The sequence below is a fragment of the Paenarthrobacter sp. TRD_SC_7 genome, from assembly GCF_056156245.1.
In genome coordinates, this window is the sequence record NZ_CM149587.1 from 4,547,034 (window position 1) to 4,566,332 (window position 19,299).

14 protein-coding genes and 3 pseudogenes are annotated in these 19,299 nt (G+C 62.5%); 11 read left to right on the forward strand and 6 right to left on the reverse strand.

Annotation, left to right across the window (positions count from 1 at the left end; all coding sequences use genetic code 11):
• Positions 1 to 36 precede the first annotated feature (36 nt).
• The gene (gene hxlB, locus AC0J5Z_RS21555) at positions 37 to 627 is read right to left on the reverse strand and encodes a 6-phospho-3-hexuloisomerase (protein ID WP_475036441.1); all 591 of its coding nucleotides are present in this window, start codon (positions 625 to 627) and stop codon (positions 37 to 39) included.
• A 150-nt stretch (positions 628 to 777) separates the two neighbouring features.
• Here hxlB and AC0J5Z_RS21560 point away from each other — a divergent pair, with 150 nt between their 5' ends.
• Positions 778 to 2,052, forward strand: a complete 1,275-nt coding sequence (locus AC0J5Z_RS21560) for a helix-turn-helix transcriptional regulator (RefSeq protein ID WP_475036442.1) — start codon at positions 778 to 780, stop codon at positions 2,050 to 2,052.
• 5 nt (positions 2,053 to 2,057) lie between these two features.
• Here AC0J5Z_RS21560 and AC0J5Z_RS21565 read toward each other — a convergent pair whose 3' ends face one another.
• Both AC0J5Z_RS21565 and AC0J5Z_RS21570 read right to left on the reverse strand, forming a co-directional pair.
• Complete coding sequence (locus tag AC0J5Z_RS21565) at positions 2,058 to 3,467, reverse strand: ferredoxin reductase (protein WP_475036443.1); 1,410 nt, start codon at positions 3,465 to 3,467, stop codon at positions 2,058 to 2,060.
• Entirely contained in the window at positions 3,464 to 4,765 is a 1,302-nt protein-coding gene (locus tag AC0J5Z_RS21570; RefSeq protein WP_475036444.1) for an aromatic ring-hydroxylating oxygenase subunit alpha, read from the reverse strand. Before AC0J5Z_RS21570 ends, AC0J5Z_RS21565 begins: the two co-directional genes overlap by 4 nt.
• A 162-nt stretch (positions 4,766 to 4,927) precedes the next feature.
• Here AC0J5Z_RS21570 and AC0J5Z_RS21575 point away from each other — a divergent pair, with 162 nt between their 5' ends.
• Entirely contained in the window at positions 4,928 to 5,860 is a 933-nt protein-coding gene (locus AC0J5Z_RS21575; protein ID WP_475036445.1) for a LysR family transcriptional regulator, read from the forward strand.
• Between the two features lie 135 nt (positions 5,861 to 5,995).
• Here the strand turns inward: AC0J5Z_RS21575 and AC0J5Z_RS21580 are convergent, their stop codons facing one another.
• From AC0J5Z_RS21580 to AC0J5Z_RS21590, 3 genes and pseudogenes are all read right to left on the reverse strand, one after another.
• The gene (locus AC0J5Z_RS21580) at positions 5,996 to 6,220 is read right to left on the reverse strand and encodes a hypothetical protein (protein ID WP_475036446.1); all 225 of its coding nucleotides are present in this window, start codon (positions 6,218 to 6,220) and stop codon (positions 5,996 to 5,998) included.
• Positions 6,221 to 6,224: 4 nt separating this feature from the next.
• Positions 6,225 to 6,698, reverse strand: a pseudogene (locus AC0J5Z_RS21585) (beta/alpha barrel domain-containing protein); the annotation flags it as partial.
• A gap of 67 nt (positions 6,699 to 6,765) precedes the next feature.
• Positions 6,766 to 7,446, reverse strand: a complete 681-nt coding sequence (locus tag AC0J5Z_RS21590) for a GntR family transcriptional regulator (protein WP_475036447.1) — start codon at positions 7,444 to 7,446, stop codon at positions 6,766 to 6,768.
• A 119-nt stretch (positions 7,447 to 7,565) separates the two neighbouring features.
• Between AC0J5Z_RS21590 and purU the strand changes: the two genes are divergently transcribed.
• The 9 genes and pseudogenes from purU (at position 7,566) to AC0J5Z_RS21635 (ending at position 18,970) form a co-directional block, all read left to right on the forward strand.
• On the forward strand, positions 7,566 to 8,480 hold the full coding sequence (gene purU / locus AC0J5Z_RS21595) for a formyltetrahydrofolate deformylase (RefSeq protein ID WP_475036448.1): 915 nt from the start codon (positions 7,566 to 7,568) through the stop codon (positions 8,478 to 8,480).
• 57 nt (positions 8,481 to 8,537) lie between these two features.
• Positions 8,538 to 11,030 carry a GcvT family protein gene (locus tag AC0J5Z_RS21600; protein ID WP_475036449.1) on the forward strand — a complete coding sequence of 831 codons (2,493 nt, stop codon included), beginning with the start codon at positions 8,538 to 8,540 and terminating at the stop codon, positions 11,028 to 11,030.
• Positions 11,031 to 11,037: 7 nt separating this feature from the next.
• Positions 11,038 to 11,664, forward strand: a complete 627-nt coding sequence (locus tag AC0J5Z_RS21605) for a cyclodeaminase/cyclohydrolase family protein (protein WP_475036450.1) — start codon at positions 11,038 to 11,040, stop codon at positions 11,662 to 11,664.
• The gene (locus AC0J5Z_RS21610) at positions 11,661 to 12,545 is read left to right on the forward strand and encodes a bifunctional 5,10-methylenetetrahydrofolate dehydrogenase/5,10-methenyltetrahydrofolate cyclohydrolase (RefSeq protein ID WP_475036451.1); all 885 of its coding nucleotides are present in this window, start codon (positions 11,661 to 11,663) and stop codon (positions 12,543 to 12,545) included. Before AC0J5Z_RS21605 ends, AC0J5Z_RS21610 begins: the two co-directional genes overlap by 4 nt.
• A gap of 10 nt (positions 12,546 to 12,555) precedes the next feature.
• Positions 12,556 to 14,874, forward strand: a complete 2,319-nt coding sequence (locus tag AC0J5Z_RS21615; protein WP_475036452.1) for an FdhF/YdeP family oxidoreductase — start codon at positions 12,556 to 12,558, stop codon at positions 14,872 to 14,874.
• A gap of 148 nt (positions 14,875 to 15,022) precedes the next feature.
• Positions 15,023 to 16,240 (forward strand): formaldehyde dehydrogenase, glutathione-independent, encoded by a 1,218-nt coding sequence (fdhA, locus tag AC0J5Z_RS21620; RefSeq protein WP_026005570.1) that lies wholly within the window; start codon positions 15,023 to 15,025, stop codon positions 16,238 to 16,240.
• 124 nt (positions 16,241 to 16,364) lie between these two features.
• A pseudogene (locus AC0J5Z_RS21625) lies at positions 16,365 to 17,645 on the forward strand (molybdopterin molybdotransferase MoeA).
• Positions 17,633 to 18,036: pseudogene (locus AC0J5Z_RS21630) on the forward strand (formate dehydrogenase accessory sulfurtransferase FdhD); the annotation flags it as partial. The pseudogenes AC0J5Z_RS21625 and AC0J5Z_RS21630, both read left to right, overlap by 13 nt.
• A gap of 127 nt (positions 18,037 to 18,163) precedes the next feature.
• A complete protein-coding gene (locus AC0J5Z_RS21635; RefSeq protein ID WP_475039823.1) occupies positions 18,164 to 18,970 on the forward strand; it encodes an IclR family transcriptional regulator in 807 nt (268 codons plus the stop codon).
• Positions 18,971 to 19,299 lie beyond the last annotated feature (329 nt).

Genomic DNA, 19,299 nt, shown 5'->3' on the forward strand with positions numbered 1-19,299 from the left:
TGAGGTGTTGCGCGGATCTCAGGGTGTTGACCGGGTCTACTCCAGGTTGGCGTGGCGCAACCAGAGCTTCTCAGCGGGCTCGTCAGTGGCGCCCCAGAGAGAATGGAAAACAGCCTCGGTCACCAGGAAGAGCGACTGTTCGAAGAGGCTGCCGGAGTACTGCTGCGAAACATCTGGGCCATGGTCCGTCTTCTGGGCGGCGGGGATAACCACCACCGTTTGGGCAAGGCCAGCCAAGGGGGACGATGGGTTGGTGGTGATTGCCGCAACCTGGGCTCCTGCCGAGAGTGCCGTTTGAGCCGCTTTGACTACCCCGGTTGTGGTACCGGAACCGGAAGCGACCACCAGCAAATCCCCGGCGTTGATGGCCGGGGTTGTGGTGTCACCCGCAACATGGACGGTTTTTCCGAGGTGCATGAGGCGCATGGCTGCCATCCGTAAGACCAAACCGCTCCGACCGGCTCCGGCGAGGAAGACGCGTTCAGCACCACTGATCTTGTCGGCAAGGCGGGACACTTGTCCGTAATCCATGCCGGAGGCCGTGTGTCCCATCTCCCCGAGGATCAGGGATACGTTACTGCCTAAGTCGTCACTGGTGATTGCTGCTGCTTCTGCTGTGACGTTCACTTTCACTCCTTTTGCAGGTCGGTGCCTTTTCCCTTTGAGGGCCTACAACGATTGTTCCGATTACTTCAGGTAGGTGTAACGCCAAAAATGGACAGTAATAACCACCCGTTTGGGTAGGCAGCTGGCTGGAACTCCTTTAGGCTTGGTGGCATGCCCCAGCCCAACGACTTCCACTGGCCCCTTCTCGATGCGGTTGCGTCCATTGCAAAAGCCCCGTTAATGGGCATTGCCGAAGAGCTTCGCGCGGCCACTCTGCCGTTCCTGACATCGAGCTCGCTGGTCATCTTCACCGAGGATTGCACGGGCCGCCCACAGAAGAAGGCCGGCGCAGAGGACATCGTCAGCCGGGTCTCCATCCCTGAACTGGAGCGTTTACGCGCGGCGGTGGAAGGGGAAGGACCGTTGCGCGGGCCCGCTGTCATTGGCGGCCAGCAACGAGAGGTCCTGGCGTTTCGCTATGCACCAAGCAACGCCCTGCTGGTTCTTACCGATCCGGCGCCAACGCCTGCGGATTCGGACAATGCAGCTCTACGGATAGTGACCTACCTTTGGGAGCTTGCAGCGGCGCGCATACAGGAGAAGGTCAGCGACGCGCCGCCGTCGTATCTTCTGGAGTCCCGGGCCGCATCGGCGGAGCGTGTCCGCGTCACCGGCGAGCTGGTGGACCAGCACTCAACAACCTTGGAAACTGTGCTCGCGGCGTTACGTTCAAACTCCTTGGACGATCACGCGGCCCGCTCTTTCGTGACAGATCTGACCGCCAAAGCCCTGGTAGGCCTCCGGACCCTCAGCGACCGCACCAGCAATCTCGTGGAAGAGCCTGTCGCCACGGCATTCGAGAGGCTTCGGGAAGACCTCAGGCCGCTCATGCACTTCAGCAATATAGACATCCAGTTCATCGAACCGCCTGCGAACGGAAGGGCACTGCCCGGCGAGGTGGCCCACGCCGCCAGGGCTGTGGTTCGAGGATTGGTCCTGGCTATCGCCGAACAGTCTGATGTTCATCGGGTCCGGACGCAATGGGATTGTGATGGAGAGAACCTGCTGATCAATGTCAGGGATGACGGAGGCGGTGAGCTCTCCCCCGAGGGACCCACCCTTGAACGGTTGCTTCAACGCGTGCAGGCTGTGGACGGGACCATGAGCGTGGACGTCATGCAGGGGTGGGGTGCCGATATCTCCGTGGTCCTGCCATTGGATCCGCCGTCAACTCCCGCGGGGGACGTAGCAGAGTGGGGGCTGGCTGCCAGGGAACTTGAGGTTCTTCAGTTGCTGGCTGCCGGCCAGCGGAACCGTGCGATCGCCGCGGACCTTGGCATCAGCGAAAACACCGTGAAATTCCATCTCCGGAACCTCTTCCGGAAGCTGGACGTCCGGTCCCGCACTGAGGCCATCGCCCTGGCCCACAGTGCGGGACTCCGGTAGTCGTACTAGGCGTCGATCACCATATCGGTCTTTGCAGTGGAGCAGCAGGGCAGGAACTTACCTGCATCGATCTCCCGGGCGCGAATCCCGCCTTGGTGGTTCATCTCCACTTCCCCCGAAAGCTTGACCACCTTGCAGGAGCCGCACATGCCCTCTTTGCAGTTCGCGCCGATCCTGACCCCGGCACGCTGGGCCGGACCGAGGATGTGCTCGGTGGGGTCGATGCGCACATTGATGCCCGTGCGCATGAAGGACAGGGTGAGGCTTCCCGTTCCCACTGTTTCAAAGCTCGATGCATCAGGCACATTGGCCTTCGCTCCCGCATCCGAACCGTCGTCGGACGCTTCGGGCGCGTCCGGGTCGACAGTTTCCAGCGGCAACCCTGAAGCCTTCAGGGGCCCCTCCGCGTCGTAGCCGGGCTCGTAGAGCCCGAACGCTGTTGGCTGGCTTTCGTAGTAGTCCTCAGCGGAATCCGCGATTTCCTCGGCAATTTCCTCGGCAATGTCCACTGCGAGCGCGAGCTCCGCCTGGTACTCAAGGATCGTCTGCCGATCTCCCGTGAAGAATTCCATGTGGATGGAAGTATCGTCCACGCCCACGTTGCCCAGGAGCTCGGTTGCGGTGTTCAGGTAGCCCTCGGGTCCACAGGCATATACCTGCCGGCCGTTGGCGTCGGGGGCAACCTCCTCCAGCATGGCCGCCGTCAGCCTTCCACTCAGGCCTTCCCAGCCCTCGGGCTTGCTGCGGTCACCCAGGGAGTAGAAGACCTTGATCCGCGAGTCAACGGACGCGATGTAGGCGAGCTCCTTGTTGAAGGCAAAGCCTCCGGCCTCTGCCCCGTGGTAAAGCACCACTACATCGGCCTGTCCGGGCAGGGAGTGAATGGTCCGCACCATGGACATGATGGGAGTGATGCCTGCACCGGCGGCCAGCAGGAGATAACGGGCCCGACGGTCGGCGTCAGGCAGGTGGAATGCCCCTACAGGGCCGAGCATGTCCAGGACGGTACCCGGCTTGATGTTCTCATGTACCCACGGTGAGACCAGGCCCGTGGCATCGCGTTTGACGGTGATGTCGAAGGTCCACGGTTTGGTGGGCGCGCTGGACAGTGAGTAGCTGCGATCCACCGGATCCTGGTCCTCGCCGTTCACGGGGAAGGCAACGTTCACGTATTGGCCTGCCCGGAACGCCAGGGGCGCACCGTCGGAGCGACGGAAGACGAAGGTCATCATGCCGCCCACCTCGGGAACAATCTCGACACATTCGGCCATGAACTCCTGCGGATGCCAGGGACCCAACGCGCGCGCAGCGCTGGCGGGCCCCTCAGTGCTGCCCATCACTCTGTTCCACGGCATCTCAAGACCGCGAATGCGATGTGGCTCCTGGACTATCGTCTCAGTGAGGAGTTCCGTCATGCCAAGTGCTCCTGGACGCGCTGCACGTACCAGTTGATGAATGCCTCCACCTGGTACTCGCTCTTCATGTACGGGCCGGGTTCGTAGGCGGGGCTGCCGGCGCCCGTCTGGCACAGCTCGACGAACGCCTTGTCCTGCAGATTTGTCTGCTTCCAGGTGTAGGTGAGCTTTTCCAGGTCGTAATCGACGCCTTCCACGGCGTCGTCGGCTACCAGCCACGTAGTACGGACCAGGGACTGGTGTTCGTTGATGGGGAAGACGCCGAACGTGATGACGTGGTCGCTCTGGAAGTGGAACCAGCTATTGGGCTGCAGGTGCATCGAGCAACGGCCAAGGCGGAAGTCCCGCAAATCGCCGAGCAGCTTCTTGGAGAGCCTGCGCCCATCGGGCGAGAATGATTCACCGTCGCCGTCGAGCGATTCCCGTGAGATGCGGATTCCGGCAATGCGGGTGTCGAGCTCTTCCACTACCTCGTAAGGAAGGCCATAGCGGCGGCAACGCTCCTCGAGCGATGCCTGTGCTTCCTTGTTACGGTCCCACACTTCTTCAAGGTGGGCCGGGATCAGGCCCTCCGTCAGGCCCCAGGTCGGGAAGAGGGAACAAGCGAGCTCCGGGTGGCCGTCACAGTGGTAGCACTCACGGTTGTTCTCCATGACGAGCTTCCAGTTGCCCTCTTCAACGATGTTCTGTTGGTAGGCGATTTTCGTCTTGGAAAGATCGTGCGGCGCGAGGTACGGCTCGAAGATCTTGGAGGTCTCGTCAAAGTCTGTGGGCGGTTCGTCCGCAATGCAGACGAAGATCAGTCCGGCAACGACGCGGCTGTGGGCGCGCTTGAGGCCGAAGCAGCCCTTATCGAACTTCGTCTCCCCTGGTGCGGAGGCGTGGATCAGGTTGCCCTCCGGGGAGTAGGTCCAGGAGTGGTAGCCGCAGACCAGGTTGCCTGTTGACCCGGCGGACTCGGTCAGGACACGGGCGCCGCGGTGGCGGCAGACGTTGTGCAGGACGTTCACGCCGCCGTCGTCATTGCGCAGCACTATCAGGGAGTAGGGACCATAGTCGACGGTGACGTAGTCGCCCGGCTCCGGCAGTTCGGCGATGCTGGCTGCGAAGATCCAGTGCTGGCCAAAAATGGCTTCCATGTCGATCTTGAAGATCGTGGCATCGGTGTAGAAAGGCGCATCGAGGGAATATCCCTTGCGCCGGAACTCGAACAGTCCGCTGATCTCCGCCAGCTGCTCTGCATGCAAAGATGAAGCGAGTTTTCCGCGTGAGTTGAGGGGCAAGACTGGAGCAGACATGTGTTTCCTCCCGGGAGGCGTGGGGTAAGTGTGCGTTTCGTGGGGACCACGGCTGCGTGGGGTGCGAGCGGCGTTGTCGAAATCCTTCTAGTCATGAGATTAGGGATGATTGAACCGCAACAAAAGCGCAAGATTTAGAAGATAACCGTGCACAATAGGTGCATGATTGATGCGAGGCTCATCACACTTCGGGTGTTTGCCCGGTGCGGCACCATTGGCGCGACCGCGGAGCTCACTGGTTATTCCCCCTCCGCCGTCTCCGCGCAACTGCGGGAGCTCCAGCGCATGCTCGGAATGCAGCTGCTCACCAAGGACGGCCGGGGCGTTCGGCTGACCGCCACGGGCCGCTTTCTCGTGTCAGGCTCGGACGCCCTCATTGCCGAATGGGAGCGTCTGCGCGCGGCGGCCATGGAGGCCGGAGACCAGGTGCAGTCCCGTTTCGGCCTCGGCGGATTCTCGACGGCGGCCGCGCAGTTGCTCGCTCCACTAGCCGCTACTTTGCGCTCCACACGTCCCCTGCTGGAGGTACAGGTACTCGAGGCCAACCCGGCCCGCTGCTTCGACTTGTTGGTCGCCGAGCGGATCGACCTTGCAGTCATCGTTGCCATGCAGTCCGACACCTATGTTGAAGACGATCCGCGCTTCGAACAGACCGTTCTGCTCGACGATCCCCTGGACGTGATCATTCCCGCCGACCATCCGTTGGCATCACGGGAAACGGTGACGCTCGAAGAGCTCGCGTCTGAACCATGGATCACCGAATCCGCCGGGTCCACCTATCACGCCCTCTTCACAGCGGCGTTCACGGCCGTGGGGGTAACACCGCGCATTGCCCATGAGGCCGTGGAATGGGAAACCCAGATTGCTTTCGTGGGTGCGGGGCTGGGGGTAGGCCTTTTGCCGCGACTGGCACCCCTGCATAACGCCGAGAATGTGGTTCGACTACGCATCACCGGCAAAGGGAAGCCTGCGCGCCGCATCGTGGCCGCGGCGCGCAGGGGCAGCATCGCATCGCCCCTGATTCAGGAGTCACTCGGCATCCTTCAGGAGAGCGCCCACCGAATCCTCACGGCCCGCCCCGAAGACGACCGCTGACACTCCAATCGGTGGCGGCCACGCTTTTTCAATCACGACACCCGCATCCGGGCATCGACGGTCCGCATGCGTGGCCCGCACGCATATGCGCGTCAGCGAGGGCTCGCTGGACCCCGAGGTCTGGCTGAGAGCCGCTCACGCCCAAATCTGGTACCCCGTCGACTTATCGAACAGTTTCCTCGTAGAGAGTCCCTCCGCGGCGATCCACAGCACGGAGTCGTCGTCGGAAGCCTGCTCGACCACACCGGTGAGAACATGGTCCCCCATCAACCACACCTCCACCGTGTGGCCGGTCAGCTGAGCCCAGTCCTTCCGGAGGCCGCGGCCGTGAACGGTTTTGACGAGAGCAAGATCGGTCATGCCCTTACCAGCCGCGTTCTGCGAGGCGGTGGGGCTGCGGGATGTCGTCGACGCTGATGCCGACCATGGCTTCACCGAGCCCACGGGAGACCTTGGCGATCACGTCAGGATCGGCATAGTAAGCGGTTGCGTTCACGACGGCGGCGGCGCGCTCTGCGGGGTTGCCGGACTTGAAGATCCCCGAACCAACGAACACGCCGTCGGCGCCGAGCTGCATCATCATCGCAGCATCAGCCGGGGTAGCGATGCCACCGGCGGTGAACAGCACCACGGGGAGCTTGCCGGTGGCGGCTACTTCCTTGACCAGTTCGTACGGGGCCTGCAGTTCCTTGGCCGCGACGTACAGCTCGTCCTCGGGAAGGGCTGCGAGCTTGGCGATCTCGGAACGGATCTGGCGCATGTGCCCGGTGGCGTTGGAAACATCGCCGGTGCCGGCTTCGCCCTTGGAACGGATCATCGCCGCGCCCTCGTTGATGCGACTGCCGCCAGTCAATGGGAGGTGTTCAAAATGGTGGGGTCTTGTCGTCACGGGATATCGGCGCTACCTAGGCGGCGAAAAGCGCCTGGCGCACAGCGTGTTCGAAGCCACTGACATGGACTCGGGCCAACTCGGCAGCCTGATCCTCATCACCATCAATGACGGCCCTCAGCAGGTCGAGGTGCTCGCGCACATGGTGCCCCAGATCAGGCAACCGGTCCAAGACCATGCACCAGATGCGGGTAGCCAGATTGTCATACCGGATCAGAATGTCTTCAAGGTGCGGGTTCGCGGCCGCCGCATAGATGCCCTGGTGAACGCTGGCGTCAAGTCGCAGGGTTTCAACCACTGAGGCTGCACTGACGTCAAAGTCCTCCACTGCGCGCATTACCTCGCGGAGGTGTTCTTTGGTGGCTGCCGAGGCAACGCGTGCAGCCCTCGCGGCAGCCAGGGGTTCCAGCTGCGCCCGGATCTCCGATATAAAGGCCAGGTCAGTTACTTCCACGCGGGTGGCAAACGTTCCCCGCCTCGGATAAGTAATGACGAGCCGGTCCAACTCCAGGCGCTTCAATGCTTCACGCACTGGCGTTCGGCCGACCTCCAGGTCCCGGGCGAGCTGGTCATCATTGAGGAGGTCGCCAGGCTTGATGTCCAACATCAGCAAGCGATCCCGGAGGCGTTCATACGCGACGTCAGCCAAGGATTTCTTCGCCGCCTCGCCGGTGACTGCCAGAGTTCCAAAAGCCACAGCGCCATCCCTTTCTTCACAACCAAAAAATCTATTGACCTGCCCTGAACGCCAGTATACGCTGAATCCAATCCTAATATATCAGTACAGGACCCAGGAATATATCTTAAGGAGGAGACATGACCCTCGTGGCGACAGACTCACCGGTAAGCACCCTGCCGAAGCCCGAAATGCTCAAAGAAGAGCAAGCACAGAAGTTCGTACTCACATTGTCGTGCGTCGAACGCGCCGGAATTGTCCAGGCAGTCACAACCTTCCTTTTCGAGCGCGGTTTCAACATCGAAGAGCACCAGCAGTTCGACGACGGCCTCCGCCAGACGCTGCACCTGCGGACGGCTTTCTCCGGCCCGCTGTCCTACTCACCGGAGCGGCTCGAAGAGGAGTTCAGCGCGATTGCTGACCGCTTCGAGATGAAGTTCAGCTTCCACGACCAAACCAAGAAGCGGGTCCTGGTAATGGTGTCCAAGTTCGGGCACTGCCTCAATGACCTCATCTTCCGCTGGCGGGGCGGCAGCCTCGGCGGTGACCTCGTGGTGGTTGCATCCAACCATGAAACCCACCGTGCCATGGCTGAAGCCGCTGGCCTGCCCTTCGTTTACATTCCCGTCACCCCGGATACCAAGAGGGACGCTGAGCAGCGGCTCCTGGACCTGGTGGAAGAGTACAACGTAGACCTCGTAGTGCTGGCGCGCTACATGCAGGTACTTTCGGACGACCTGTGCCGTGCCCTCGAAGGACGCGCCATCAACATCCACCACTCCTTCCTGCCCGGATTCAAGGGCGCCCGCCCCTACCACCAGGCCTATGACCGCGGCGTGAAACTGGTGGGTGCCACTGCCCACTACGTCACCGCGGACTTGGACGAGGGACCGATCATCGAGCAGGAAGTCATCCGTGTCGATCACAGCTACGGTCCCACCACACTCTCAACCGTGGGCCAGGACGCAGAAGCCTTGGCATTGTCCCGCGCTGTCAGGTGGCACTGCGAACACCGCGTGCTGCTGGACCAGACCAGCACCGTGGTTTTCCGCTAAACCAAGCACCAGAACACCAGCAGACTCACCCCTATAAACTTCAGCAGGAGAACCCCCATGGCATCCACGCCTCGCATTGTCATCATCGGAGCTGGGATTGTTGGCACCAACCTCGCCGACGAACTGGTCACCCGCGGTTGGAACAACATCACCGTCCTGGACCAAGGACCCCTGAACATGCCCGGTGGCTCCACGTCCCACGCACCAGGCCTTGTTTTCCAGACCAACCCCTCAAAGTCCATGGCACTGTTCGCCAAGTACACAGTGGAAAAGCTCCTGTCCCTCACGGAGGACGGCCAAAGCTGCTTCAACCAGGTGGGCGGCCTTGAAGTTGCCACTACCGAGACCCGCCTGGCTGACCTGAAGCGCAAGCTCGGCTACGCACAGTCGTGGGGCATCGACGGCAAGATCCTGTCCCGCGAAGAATGCAAGGAGCTCTACCCCCTGATCAATGAGGAAGACATCCTGGGTGGCCTCCACGTCCCCACCGATGGCCTGGCGCTTGCAGCCCGCGCCGTGCAGTTGCTCATCAAGCGCACTGAAGCCGCCGGCGTGAAGTACATCGGCAACACCGAGGTGACTGGAATCGAGCAGTCAAACCGCCGCGTGACCGGCGTCGAGACCGCCGACGGCGTGATCCCCGCGGACATCGTGGTTTCCTGCGCCGGCTTCTGGGGCGCCAAGGTGGGCGAGTTGATCGGGATGTCCGTTCCGCTCCTCCCGCTGGCGCACCAGTATGTAAAGACGACGCCGGTTCCCGCCCAAAAGGGCAAGAACGAACTTCCCAACGGCGCCCAGTTGCCGATCCTGCGCCACCAGGACCAGGACCTGTACTACCGCGAGCACGGCGACCGTTACGGCATTGGCTCCTACGCCCACCGGCCCATGCCCGTGGGTCTCGATGAACTCGGAAGCTACGAGCCCAGCAGCATCACCGAACACAACATGCCCTCGCGCCTGGACTTCACGCTGGAAGACTTCCTTCCCGCGTGGGAAGCAACCAAGCAGATCCTGCCGGCACTGCGGGAAAGCGAAATCGAGGATGGCTTCAACGGCATCTTCTCCTTCACCCCGGATGGTGGCTCCCTGGTGGGCGAGTCCAAGGAAGTGGACGGCTTCTTCGTTGCCGAGGCCGTGTGGGTCACTCACTCCGCCGGCATCGCCCGTGCCGTGGCCGAGCTCCTGATCGAAGGAAAGTCGCAAATTGACCTCGGTGACTGCGACATCCACCGCTTCGAAGAGGTCCAACTGACCCCCGAATACGTCAGCGAAACCTCCCAGCAGAACTTCGTGGAGATCTACGATGTGATGCACCCGCTCCAGCCCAAGCTTTCTCCCCGTAACCTCCGCGTGAGCCCTTTCCACGCTCGCCACAAGCAGTTGGGCGGCTACTTCCTGGAAGGTGCCGGCTGGGAGCGCCCCTACTGGTTCGAAGCCAACGCTGAACTCCTCAAGGAAATGCCGGACGACTGGCAGCCCCCGGCCCGCGACGCCTGGTCCGGAATGTTCAGCTCGCCTATCGCCGCGGCCGAGGCCTGGAAGACCCGCACAGCAGTGGCGATGTACGACATGACGCCGCTGAAGCGCCTCGAAGTTTCCGGCCCGGGAGCCCTGAAGTTGCTGCAGGAACTGACCACAGGCGACCTTGCCAAGAAGCCCGGCGCCGTGACCTACACGCTGCTCCTGGATGAAGCCGGTGGCGTACGAAGCGACATCACCGTGGCCCGCCTGAGTGAAGACACTTTTCAGCTTGGCGCCAACGGCAACATGGACACCGCCTACTTCGAGCGCGCGGCCCGGCACCAGACCGAAAATGGAGGCGCCGGAGACTGGGTCCAGGTCGGCGACACCACTGGTGGCACCTGCTGCATCGGTTTGTGGGGTCCCCTCGCCCGTGACCTCATCAGCACGGTGAGCAGCGACGACTTCACAAACGACGGCCTAAAGTACTTCCGCGCGAAGAAGGTCACCATCGGAGGAGTCACTGTCACCGCGATGCGGCTCTCCTACGTGGGCGAACTGGGCTGGGAGCTCTACACCAGCGCCGACAACGGGCAGCGCCTCTGGGACGCCTTGTGGAAGGCCGGCCAGCCGTTCGGCGTCATCGCCGCGGGCCGTGCCGCCTTCAGCTCGCTGCGACTCGAAAAGGGCTACCGTTCCTGGGGTTCGGACATGACCACTGAGCACGACCCCTATGAGGCCGGCCTTGGCTTCGCCGTGAAGATGACCAAGGAGAACTTCGTCGGCAAAGCCGCCTTGGAAGGGCGCAGTGAGGAAAGCTCGGCCCGCCGCTTGCGCTGCTTGACCGTCGACGACGGCAGGAGCCTGGTGCTGGGCAAGGAACCGGTGTTCTACAAGGACCAGGCGGTGGGCTACGTTACCAGCGCGGCCTACGGTTACTCGGTCCGCAAGCCTATTGCCTATGCCTACCTGCCCGCGGCAGTGTCCCTCGGAGACTCCGTGGAAATCGAGTACTTCGGACGCCGCATCCAAGCCACCGTTACGGAAGATCCGCTGTACGACCCCACCATGAGCCGGCTCCGGGGCTAGCACTCCCATGATCAGTTCAGAAACCATCAGCGATTACCTCTCCAGGCTCGCCTCACGTCAGCCCACCCCCGGTGGAGGCGCGGCCGCGGCCTTGCATGCCGCCCAAGGTGCTGCCTTGGTGGCCATGGTGGCGAGATACACCACCGGCGCCAAATATGAGGAGCATGCAGCGCTGGTCACCCGGATCACCAGCGCCGCCGACCACCTGATCGTCGAGGCATTACGTCTCGCGGACGCCGACGAGCACGCCTTCCAGTCCGTCATCGACTCCTACAAGCTCCCCTCGGACACCGACGAACTCAAGGCAATAAGAACTGCTGCCATCCAGGACGCCCTGGTCCAGGCCGCCCAGACTCCTGCGCAGCTCATCAAGGTTGCCGGCGAAGTGGTGGACCTTGCGACGGAACTCTTTGATGTGGCCAATCCCAACGTCATCAGCGACGTCGCCGCTGCCGCCGATGCAGCCCGGGCAGCTGCCACCACGGCCCGGGTCAACATCGACATCAATGTTGTCGCCATCAAGCACGGCGAAGCCCGCTCCCGTTTGGCGGAACAGACGAACGGCATTGAAGACAAAGTGGTTCTGGCGGCCGACTCCTTGGTGAAGCGCGTCCGCGAAAGGATCCTCTCATGACCACTGCAGTGCTGTCCGGCAAGCCGCTCGCTGCCCTTATCCAGCAGCGGGCCCATGAGGAGACCGCCCTCCTGGATGACGAGGGCATCCGTCCGGTCTTGGCTGTTGTTGTTGCAACGGACGACGAATCGACGCACTGGTATGTCCGATCCATCGAGCGTGCTGCCGGACGAGCTGGTATTGGTTGCAGGATTGTCGATCTTGGCCACGACGCCACCGAACAAGTGCTGGCCAGCGTCCTGGGGGACCTCAGCGAGGAGCCGTCCGTCCACGGCATCATCCTCCAGACTCCCCTGCCAGCGACCGTTGGCGCTGACCGGCTGGTGGGCCTCGTCGCTCCCGAAAAGGACATCGACGGCGCCAATCCCCTCAGCCTCGGCCGCTTGGCTGTGGGGCAGCCCGCCTTCGCACCCGCTACTGCCCAGGCCGTGGTGGAGCTGCTGGACCACTTCCAGATTCCAGTCGCCGGGCGGAACGTGGCCGTCGTCGGGCGTTCCGCCGTGGTGGGCAAGCCGCTGTCCCTGCTCCTCCTCGAAAGGGACGCGACCGTCACCATCTGCCATTCCAAATCAGGACCGCTGGAACGCTATACCCAGCCAGCCGACGTCGTGGTTGTTGCCGCCGGGCGAACCGGACTGTTGAAGGGCAGTCACCTGTCCCCGGAGACGGTAGTGATCGACGTCGGGACGAACGTCCTGCCCGACGGTTCCCTGGTGGGTGACGTTGACGAAGCCAGCGTCACCGGCGTCGCGGCCGGCCTGAGTCCGGTTCCAGGCGGCGTCGGGTCAGTGACCACCGCGCTCTTGCTGCTGCACACCGTGGAAGCGGCCCGGCAGCAGTCCAGAACCACGTTGGTCACTGCTTCCACTTCCCGGATCTGAAGGGTTTTCCATGCATTCCAAAGCTCCTCGCGAGAACATCGACGAGTCAAAGCTGACCGTCACCAAACCCAAGACCAAGGCCGTGGGCATCCCCGCTGTTGCCAACGCCTTGAAAATTTCGCTGGAACAGATGGGACCGCTGCGCAGCGTTCAGACCCTGCTGGCAGTGAATCAGCTGGACGGGTTCGACTGCATGGGTTGCGCCTGGCCCGAGCACGAAAAGCGCAACGCGGCAGAGTTCTGCGAGAACGGCGCCAAAGCGGTGGCTGAGGAAGCTACCCGCCGCCGCGTCACGCCGGAATTCTTCGCCCAGCACTCCGTTGCCGAACTCAAGACACGCGATGACTTCTGGCTGGGCCAGCAAGGCCGGCTCACCCACCCGATGTTCCTCGATGAAGGCGCTACCCACTACAGGGCAATTGACTGGGAGGAAGCCTATGACCTCATGGCCGAGGAGCTACGGAGCCTGGAACACCCCAATGAAGCGGTCTTCTACACCTCCGGCAGGACCTCCAATGAAGCAGCGTTCGTGTACCAGCTGCTGGTTCGCGGCCTGGGCACCAACAACCTCCCGGACTGCTCCAACATGTGCCACGAATCCTCCGGCTCCGCGTTGGTGGAAACCATCGGCATCGGCAAGGGTTCTGTCAGCCTGACGGACCTGGAGACGGCATCGCTGATCTTCGTGGCCGGGCAGAATCCCGGTACCAACCACCCACGCATGCTCAGTGCACTGGAAAAGGCGAAGAAGAACGGCGCGGTCATCGTGTCCGTTAACCCGCTCCCTGAAGCCGGGCTCCTGCACTTCGAAAACCCTCAGCACGTAGCTGGAATGATCCAAGGGACCCAACTGACGGACGACTTCCTGCAGATCCGCGCCGGCGGCGATCAGGCCCTCTTCCAGGGCCTGGGCAAATATCTGCTTGAGGCCGAAGCTGCCGGACGGAACACCCCGGGCCTGCAAACGGTGCTTGACCACCAGTTCATCGACAACCACACGGTGGGCATCGACGACTACCTGCGCTACCTGGAGAAGGTGGAGTGGGAAGACATCGTGGAGGCAACGGGCCTCACTGTGGAACAAATTCATTCGACAGGTGAGCGGCTGCTCGCCTCCAGCGCCACCATCGTGTGCTGGGCCATGGGACTGACCCAACACAAGCATTCCGTACCCACCCTCCGCGACGTAGTGAACGTCCTGCTGCTTCAGGGCAACATTGGAAAGCCCGGCGCCGGGGTTTGCCCTGTACGCGGCCATTCGAACGTCCAGGGCGACCGCACCATGGGCATCTTCGAAAAGATGCCGGAGACCTTCCACGACCGGCTGGACCAGGAATTCGAGTTCCGGTCTCCCCGGGAGCACGGCTATGACACCGTGGCAGCCATCCGCGCCATGCGGGACGGGAAAGTCCGTTTCTTCATGGGCATGGGTGGCAACTTCGTCCGGGCCGCCCCCGATTCAGACGTCACCGAGCAAGCCCTGGCCAACACCCGGTTGACCGTTCAAATTTCCACGAAACTGAACCACTCGCACCTGTCCACAGGCGGCCGGGCGCTGATCCTGCCTACCCTGGGACGCACCGAGAAGGATACCCAGCGGACCGGCGACCAGCGGGTCACCGTGGAAGATTCGATGAGCGCCGTCCACGCATCACGGGGACGGCTCAAGCCCGCAAGTGAACACCTCCACTCCGAAGTAGCAATTGTGTGCAACCTTGCGGACAGGTTGTTCAAGGACGGCCACCGTCGCCTGCCCAACACCCCTCAGGCTTCGTGGTTGGCCATGAGGGACGACTACTCGCTTATTCGTACGCACATCGAGTCCGTCTTTGACGGCTTTGAGGACTTCGAAGCGCGGATCCAGCATCCGGGCGGGTTTGTCTTGCCACATCCGCCGCGCGATGCCAGGAAGTTCGACACCGCATCAGGAAAAGCACACTTCACGGGCAACGAACTGGAGTTCATTAAGATCCCGCCCGGGCGATTGGTCCTGCAAACCCTGCGCTCACACGACCAGTACAACACCACCATCTACGGCAAGGACGATCGCTACCGCGGCATCCATGGTGGCCGACGCGTGGTGCTCATCAACGCCGACGACATCACCGAGCTGGGTTTTGCCGACGGAGACATGGTCCATCTGATCTCCGAATTCCAAGGAACAGACAGACGGGCCGAGAACTTCCGCATCGTCTCCTATTCGACGCCGAAGGGGTGCGCCGCCGCGTACTACCCGGAAACCAACGTTCTGGTCCCCTTGGATTCCGTGGCCGATACCAGCGGAACGCCCACCTCAAAGTCCGTGATCATCCGGCTGGAAAAGGCCTGAATCCACAAAAGAGTTTGTCCACATGTCCGATGGTCCGTGAATGGTGCTTCGGTGGCCTGAAACCTGGGGAGGTATTTCCTCATCGAAGCACCGCTTTCGGATCATTGGGCAGCACGTTTCAGCAACAGCCAAAGAATAGGGAGTGACCATGTCAGGAAACAGAGCAGTCGCCTACAAGGAACCCGGTGTCGTCGAAATCATCGACACTGACTACCCAACGTTTGAGCTCAAGGACGGACCGGGCGTCAACCCGGCAAACGTCGGACGGAAGGTGCCGCATGGCGCGATCCTCCGTACTGTTACCACCAACATTTGTGGTTCGGACCAACACATGGTCCGTGGCCGCACCACAGCTCCGCAGGACTTGGTCCTCGGCCACGAAATCACCGGCGAAGTGGTGGAGGTGGGGCCCGACGTCGAGTTCATCAAAGTGGGCGACATCGTGTCGGTCCCCTTCAACATTTCCTGCGGCCGTTGCCGGAACTGCAAGGAGCAAAAGACCGGCATCTGTCTCAACGTCAACCCTGACCGCCCAGGCAGCGCCTACGGCTACGTGGACATGGGAGGCTGGGTCGGCGGACAAGCAGAGTTCGTGCTGGTCCCCTACGCCGACTGGAACCTGCTCCGCTTCCCGGACCGCGATCAAGCCCTGGAGAAGATCATGGACTTGACCATGCTCTCGGACATCTTCCCCACCGGCTTCCATGGCGCAGTCACTGCCGGCGTGGGCGTGGGGTCCACGGTTTACGTCGCAGGCGCCGGGCCCGTGGGCCTTGCTGCCGCCGTGGGCGCACAGCTGCTTGGCGCCGCCGTCGTGATTGTGGGCGACATGAACGAGGACCGCCTGGCGCAAGCGCGCTCCTTCGGTTGCGAAACAGTCAACGTTTCCAACGGCGATCCGAAAGAGCAGATCGCACAAATCCTTGGCGTTCCGGAGGTGGATTGCGGCGTGGACGCGGTGGGCTTCGAAGCCCGCGGCCACGGTAAGGATGCCTCACACGAAGCTCCTGCCACTGTGTTGAACTCCCTCATGGACATCACTGCCGCCGGCGGATCCCTGGGCATTCCCGGGCTCTACGTCACGGGCGATCCGGGTGGAATCGACGATGCCGCCAAGCACGGCTCACTCTCGCTGTCCCTTGGTACCGGCTGGGCGAAGTCCTTGTCCTTCACCACCGGCCAATGCCCCGTCATGAAGTACAACCGGCAGCTGATGATGGCCATCCTCCATGACAAGGTCCAGATCGCCAAGGCAGTCAACGCCCAGGCCATCCCGCTCGAGGACGCACCGCGCGGCTACGCCGAATTCGACGCCGGAGCGGCAACAAAGTTCGTGTTGAACCCCAACGGCTACGTGAAGGCTTAATTCACGTCGGGCACAGCACGCACCACACGGATACCGGGGACTGCGCGGCAAGAATTACGGGAAGGCCGGGCAGTCCCCGGTATCTGCGTCACACCAGCAGCACCACCTCAGGAAGCGGACATTCATGCTTGCACAAGCAACCTTCACCGACGCTCACGCAGGGTTCATGGTGAGCGGCGAACCGCGGCACCCACCCACCTGGGCCGAAGCTCGACAACTGGCTTACCACTGTGCCGGCCCGTTGCCGTCCTCGACAATGACCCTTCGCGAAGCTATGGGGCGCACCCTGACCAGCCCCGTCACCGCCCACCGGGACCTCCCTCACTATGCGTCGTCAGCCATGGACGGTTGGGCCTTCAGCGGCAGCGGACCATGAAAAATGACGACGACGGGGCTGCCGCTGGCACCGGGCGAAGCCAGCGTCATCGCCACGGGCGGACTCGTGCCCGACGGTGCCACGGCAGTCCTGCGCAAGGAAAGCGGCCACGTCTACGGGGACGGGCACCTCTCACTCAGGCACGACGCGAAGCCGGGCGAGACACTCCCTGGGCGGCATATTCGTCCAGCCGGTGAGGAAGCCTTGGCGGGAGAAGTCCTCATACCCGCCGGAACGGTCCTCAATCCTGCACACCTCGCCCTCGCTGCTGTGGCCGGACACGATCACGTTCAGGTACAGCGCAAGCCGAGGGTCGCCGTCGTACTTACCGGTTCGGAAGTGGTCACCTCAGGTCAGCCTGCACCAGGACAGGTCCGCGACGCGTTCGGCCCACAGCTTGATGCCGTCATTTCGCTATTGGGCGGGGAGCCCGGCGGCCAGCTCAGGATAGGCGACTCGTCTGAAGAGTGGATGGCTGCGCTGGGCCGCGTCCCTGAGGGCTCACCACCCGAGGTGACGATCACCACCGGCGGGACAGGCAAATCCGGGACAGACCACTTCCGCGATGCCATCGTGACACTCGGAGGCCGGCTCCTCTTGGACGGGATCGCGATGCGGCCAGGGCATCCAGCCATGCTGGCGGAACTTCCTGATGGCCGTTTCGTCATCGGGCTTCCGGGCAATCCGTTGGCCGCCATGTTGGCGCTCATGACCCTTGGCGAACCCTTGTTGGCGGCCCTGGGAAACAGGCCTCTCCGTGGCGCCGGTCTGATGACGTCCGGGGCCGACATCGAGCCGGACCCCAAGCGGACACGGCTCATACCCTGCACCTTTATCCACGGTCTCGCGTTCCCTGACGCCCACACGGGTCCGGGGATGATGCGCCGGCTTGCTTGGGCAGACGGATACATGGCAGTTCCTCCTGAAGGCGTCGCAGCCGGCGCGCCCGTTCCCGTCCTGCCGCTGCCGTGGACAGCACCCATCAGTTCCCCGGACCAACCAGGAGGGTACGCCGGATGGCACGCATGACCCAGCGCAGGAAAATCCATCGTTTCCGCTTGGACGCACAACAGACAGCGAAAATTCCGTGCGGTTCAAGGAGGATGTTCTGGCCGCCGAAGAACCCTTGGAAATCAGGATTGGAGGCACCTCCTTTGCCGTGACCATGAGGACGGGGTGCAGACCCATCCACTTCGATCCATCCTTGGACCGGCTACAGGTTCCAGTGGATGTCCTCGCCGAGCTCCCGGAGCGCCTCCGGGAAGCGCAGGCCGTCTTCGACAGAACCGGAGGGGTTCATGCTGCAGGGCTCTTCAAGGTGGATGGTTCCATCCCGGAGCTGCTGTGCCTGCGGGAAGACGTCGGCCGCCACAATGCCGTGGACAAAGTGGTGGGCTGGGCCCTTCGGCAGGATTTGCTGAATCACGTGAGTCCCATGGCGCGAAAGGGTCCGTGCAAACTCCGTCTAGGATGAGGAAAGACGAGGGTGCAGGCCGAACAGGGCTACCGGCTCAGGGCGGCCTGCCTGGACAATGACACGAGGCACCATGGCCGCACGCAACAACCCGGACATCGACAAGGACGTAGACGCCCAAGGCGGCGGCGTCCAATCCGTTGACCGTGCGCTTCAGATCCTGGAAATCCTGGCCCGTGACGGCGATGCCGGAGTGAGTGACATCGCCGAAGAAATGGGCATCCATAAGTCCACCGTGTCCAGGTTGGTGGGGTCCTTGGTCAACCGTGACATCGTCCGGCAGAACAGTGAACGCGGCAAGTACCAGCTGGGCTTCGGGATCCTCCGTCTGGCGTCTTCGATTCCCGGCAGGCTGAGTGTGGTGCACGAGGCGCGACAAGTCCTGGAGTCGCTTGCGGCCGAATATAAGGAAACCGTCAACTTGGCTGTGCTGCGGTCAAACTATGCCGTCAACGTGGACCAGGCGATGGGACCTTCAACGCTGGCCACCTACGACTGGGTAGGCAGCCTGACTCCACTGCATGCCACATCCAGCGGCAAAGTCCTTCTTGCCGCGCTGACCGCCGACGAACGAAGCCAAGTCCTCAAGGCAGTGGGCCTGCCCGCGCGAACGCCACTCACCGTGACCAACCGCGGGGAGCTGGAAAAACAGCTGCTGGACGTGGCCCGCAACGGGTACGCCACAGTCCATGAAGAGTTCGAAATCGGCCTCACCGCCATTGCCGTGCCCATCTTCAACCATTCGGGAAGTGTCATTGCCGCGGTGAGTATCTCCGGCCCGGCGTTCCGCTTCTTGCCCGAGGACCAGCCGGGGCTTATCGACGGCCTCCGCGAGGCGGGGCTGACCATCAGCGCCCGGATGGGTTACAGGCGCCGCTAGGCACAGCAGTCCCGGCAATTCCACCAGCCCCAAGGGCAACAGCAACCGCAAAGGGCAGCTGTGACCCTCAAGGCCAATTGATATATCAACTTGCCGTCAAAGTGCGGAAAAGCCTTGACTTTGAGTGTGACGGGGCGCACTCTGTTGCTTAGCGCGAATGTTGTTGATTCATGCGGAACGCCCTTCGGGCCCCACGAGCCCAGCGTTCAACCAATCCGTCCGACCTATGAGGTGCACCATGGAACTGCCCGTCTACGCTCATGAAGCGACGACCGGGGACAGCAACACGGGCAGCAGGGAAGCCCCCAACCTCCCCTTCGGCCTCACTT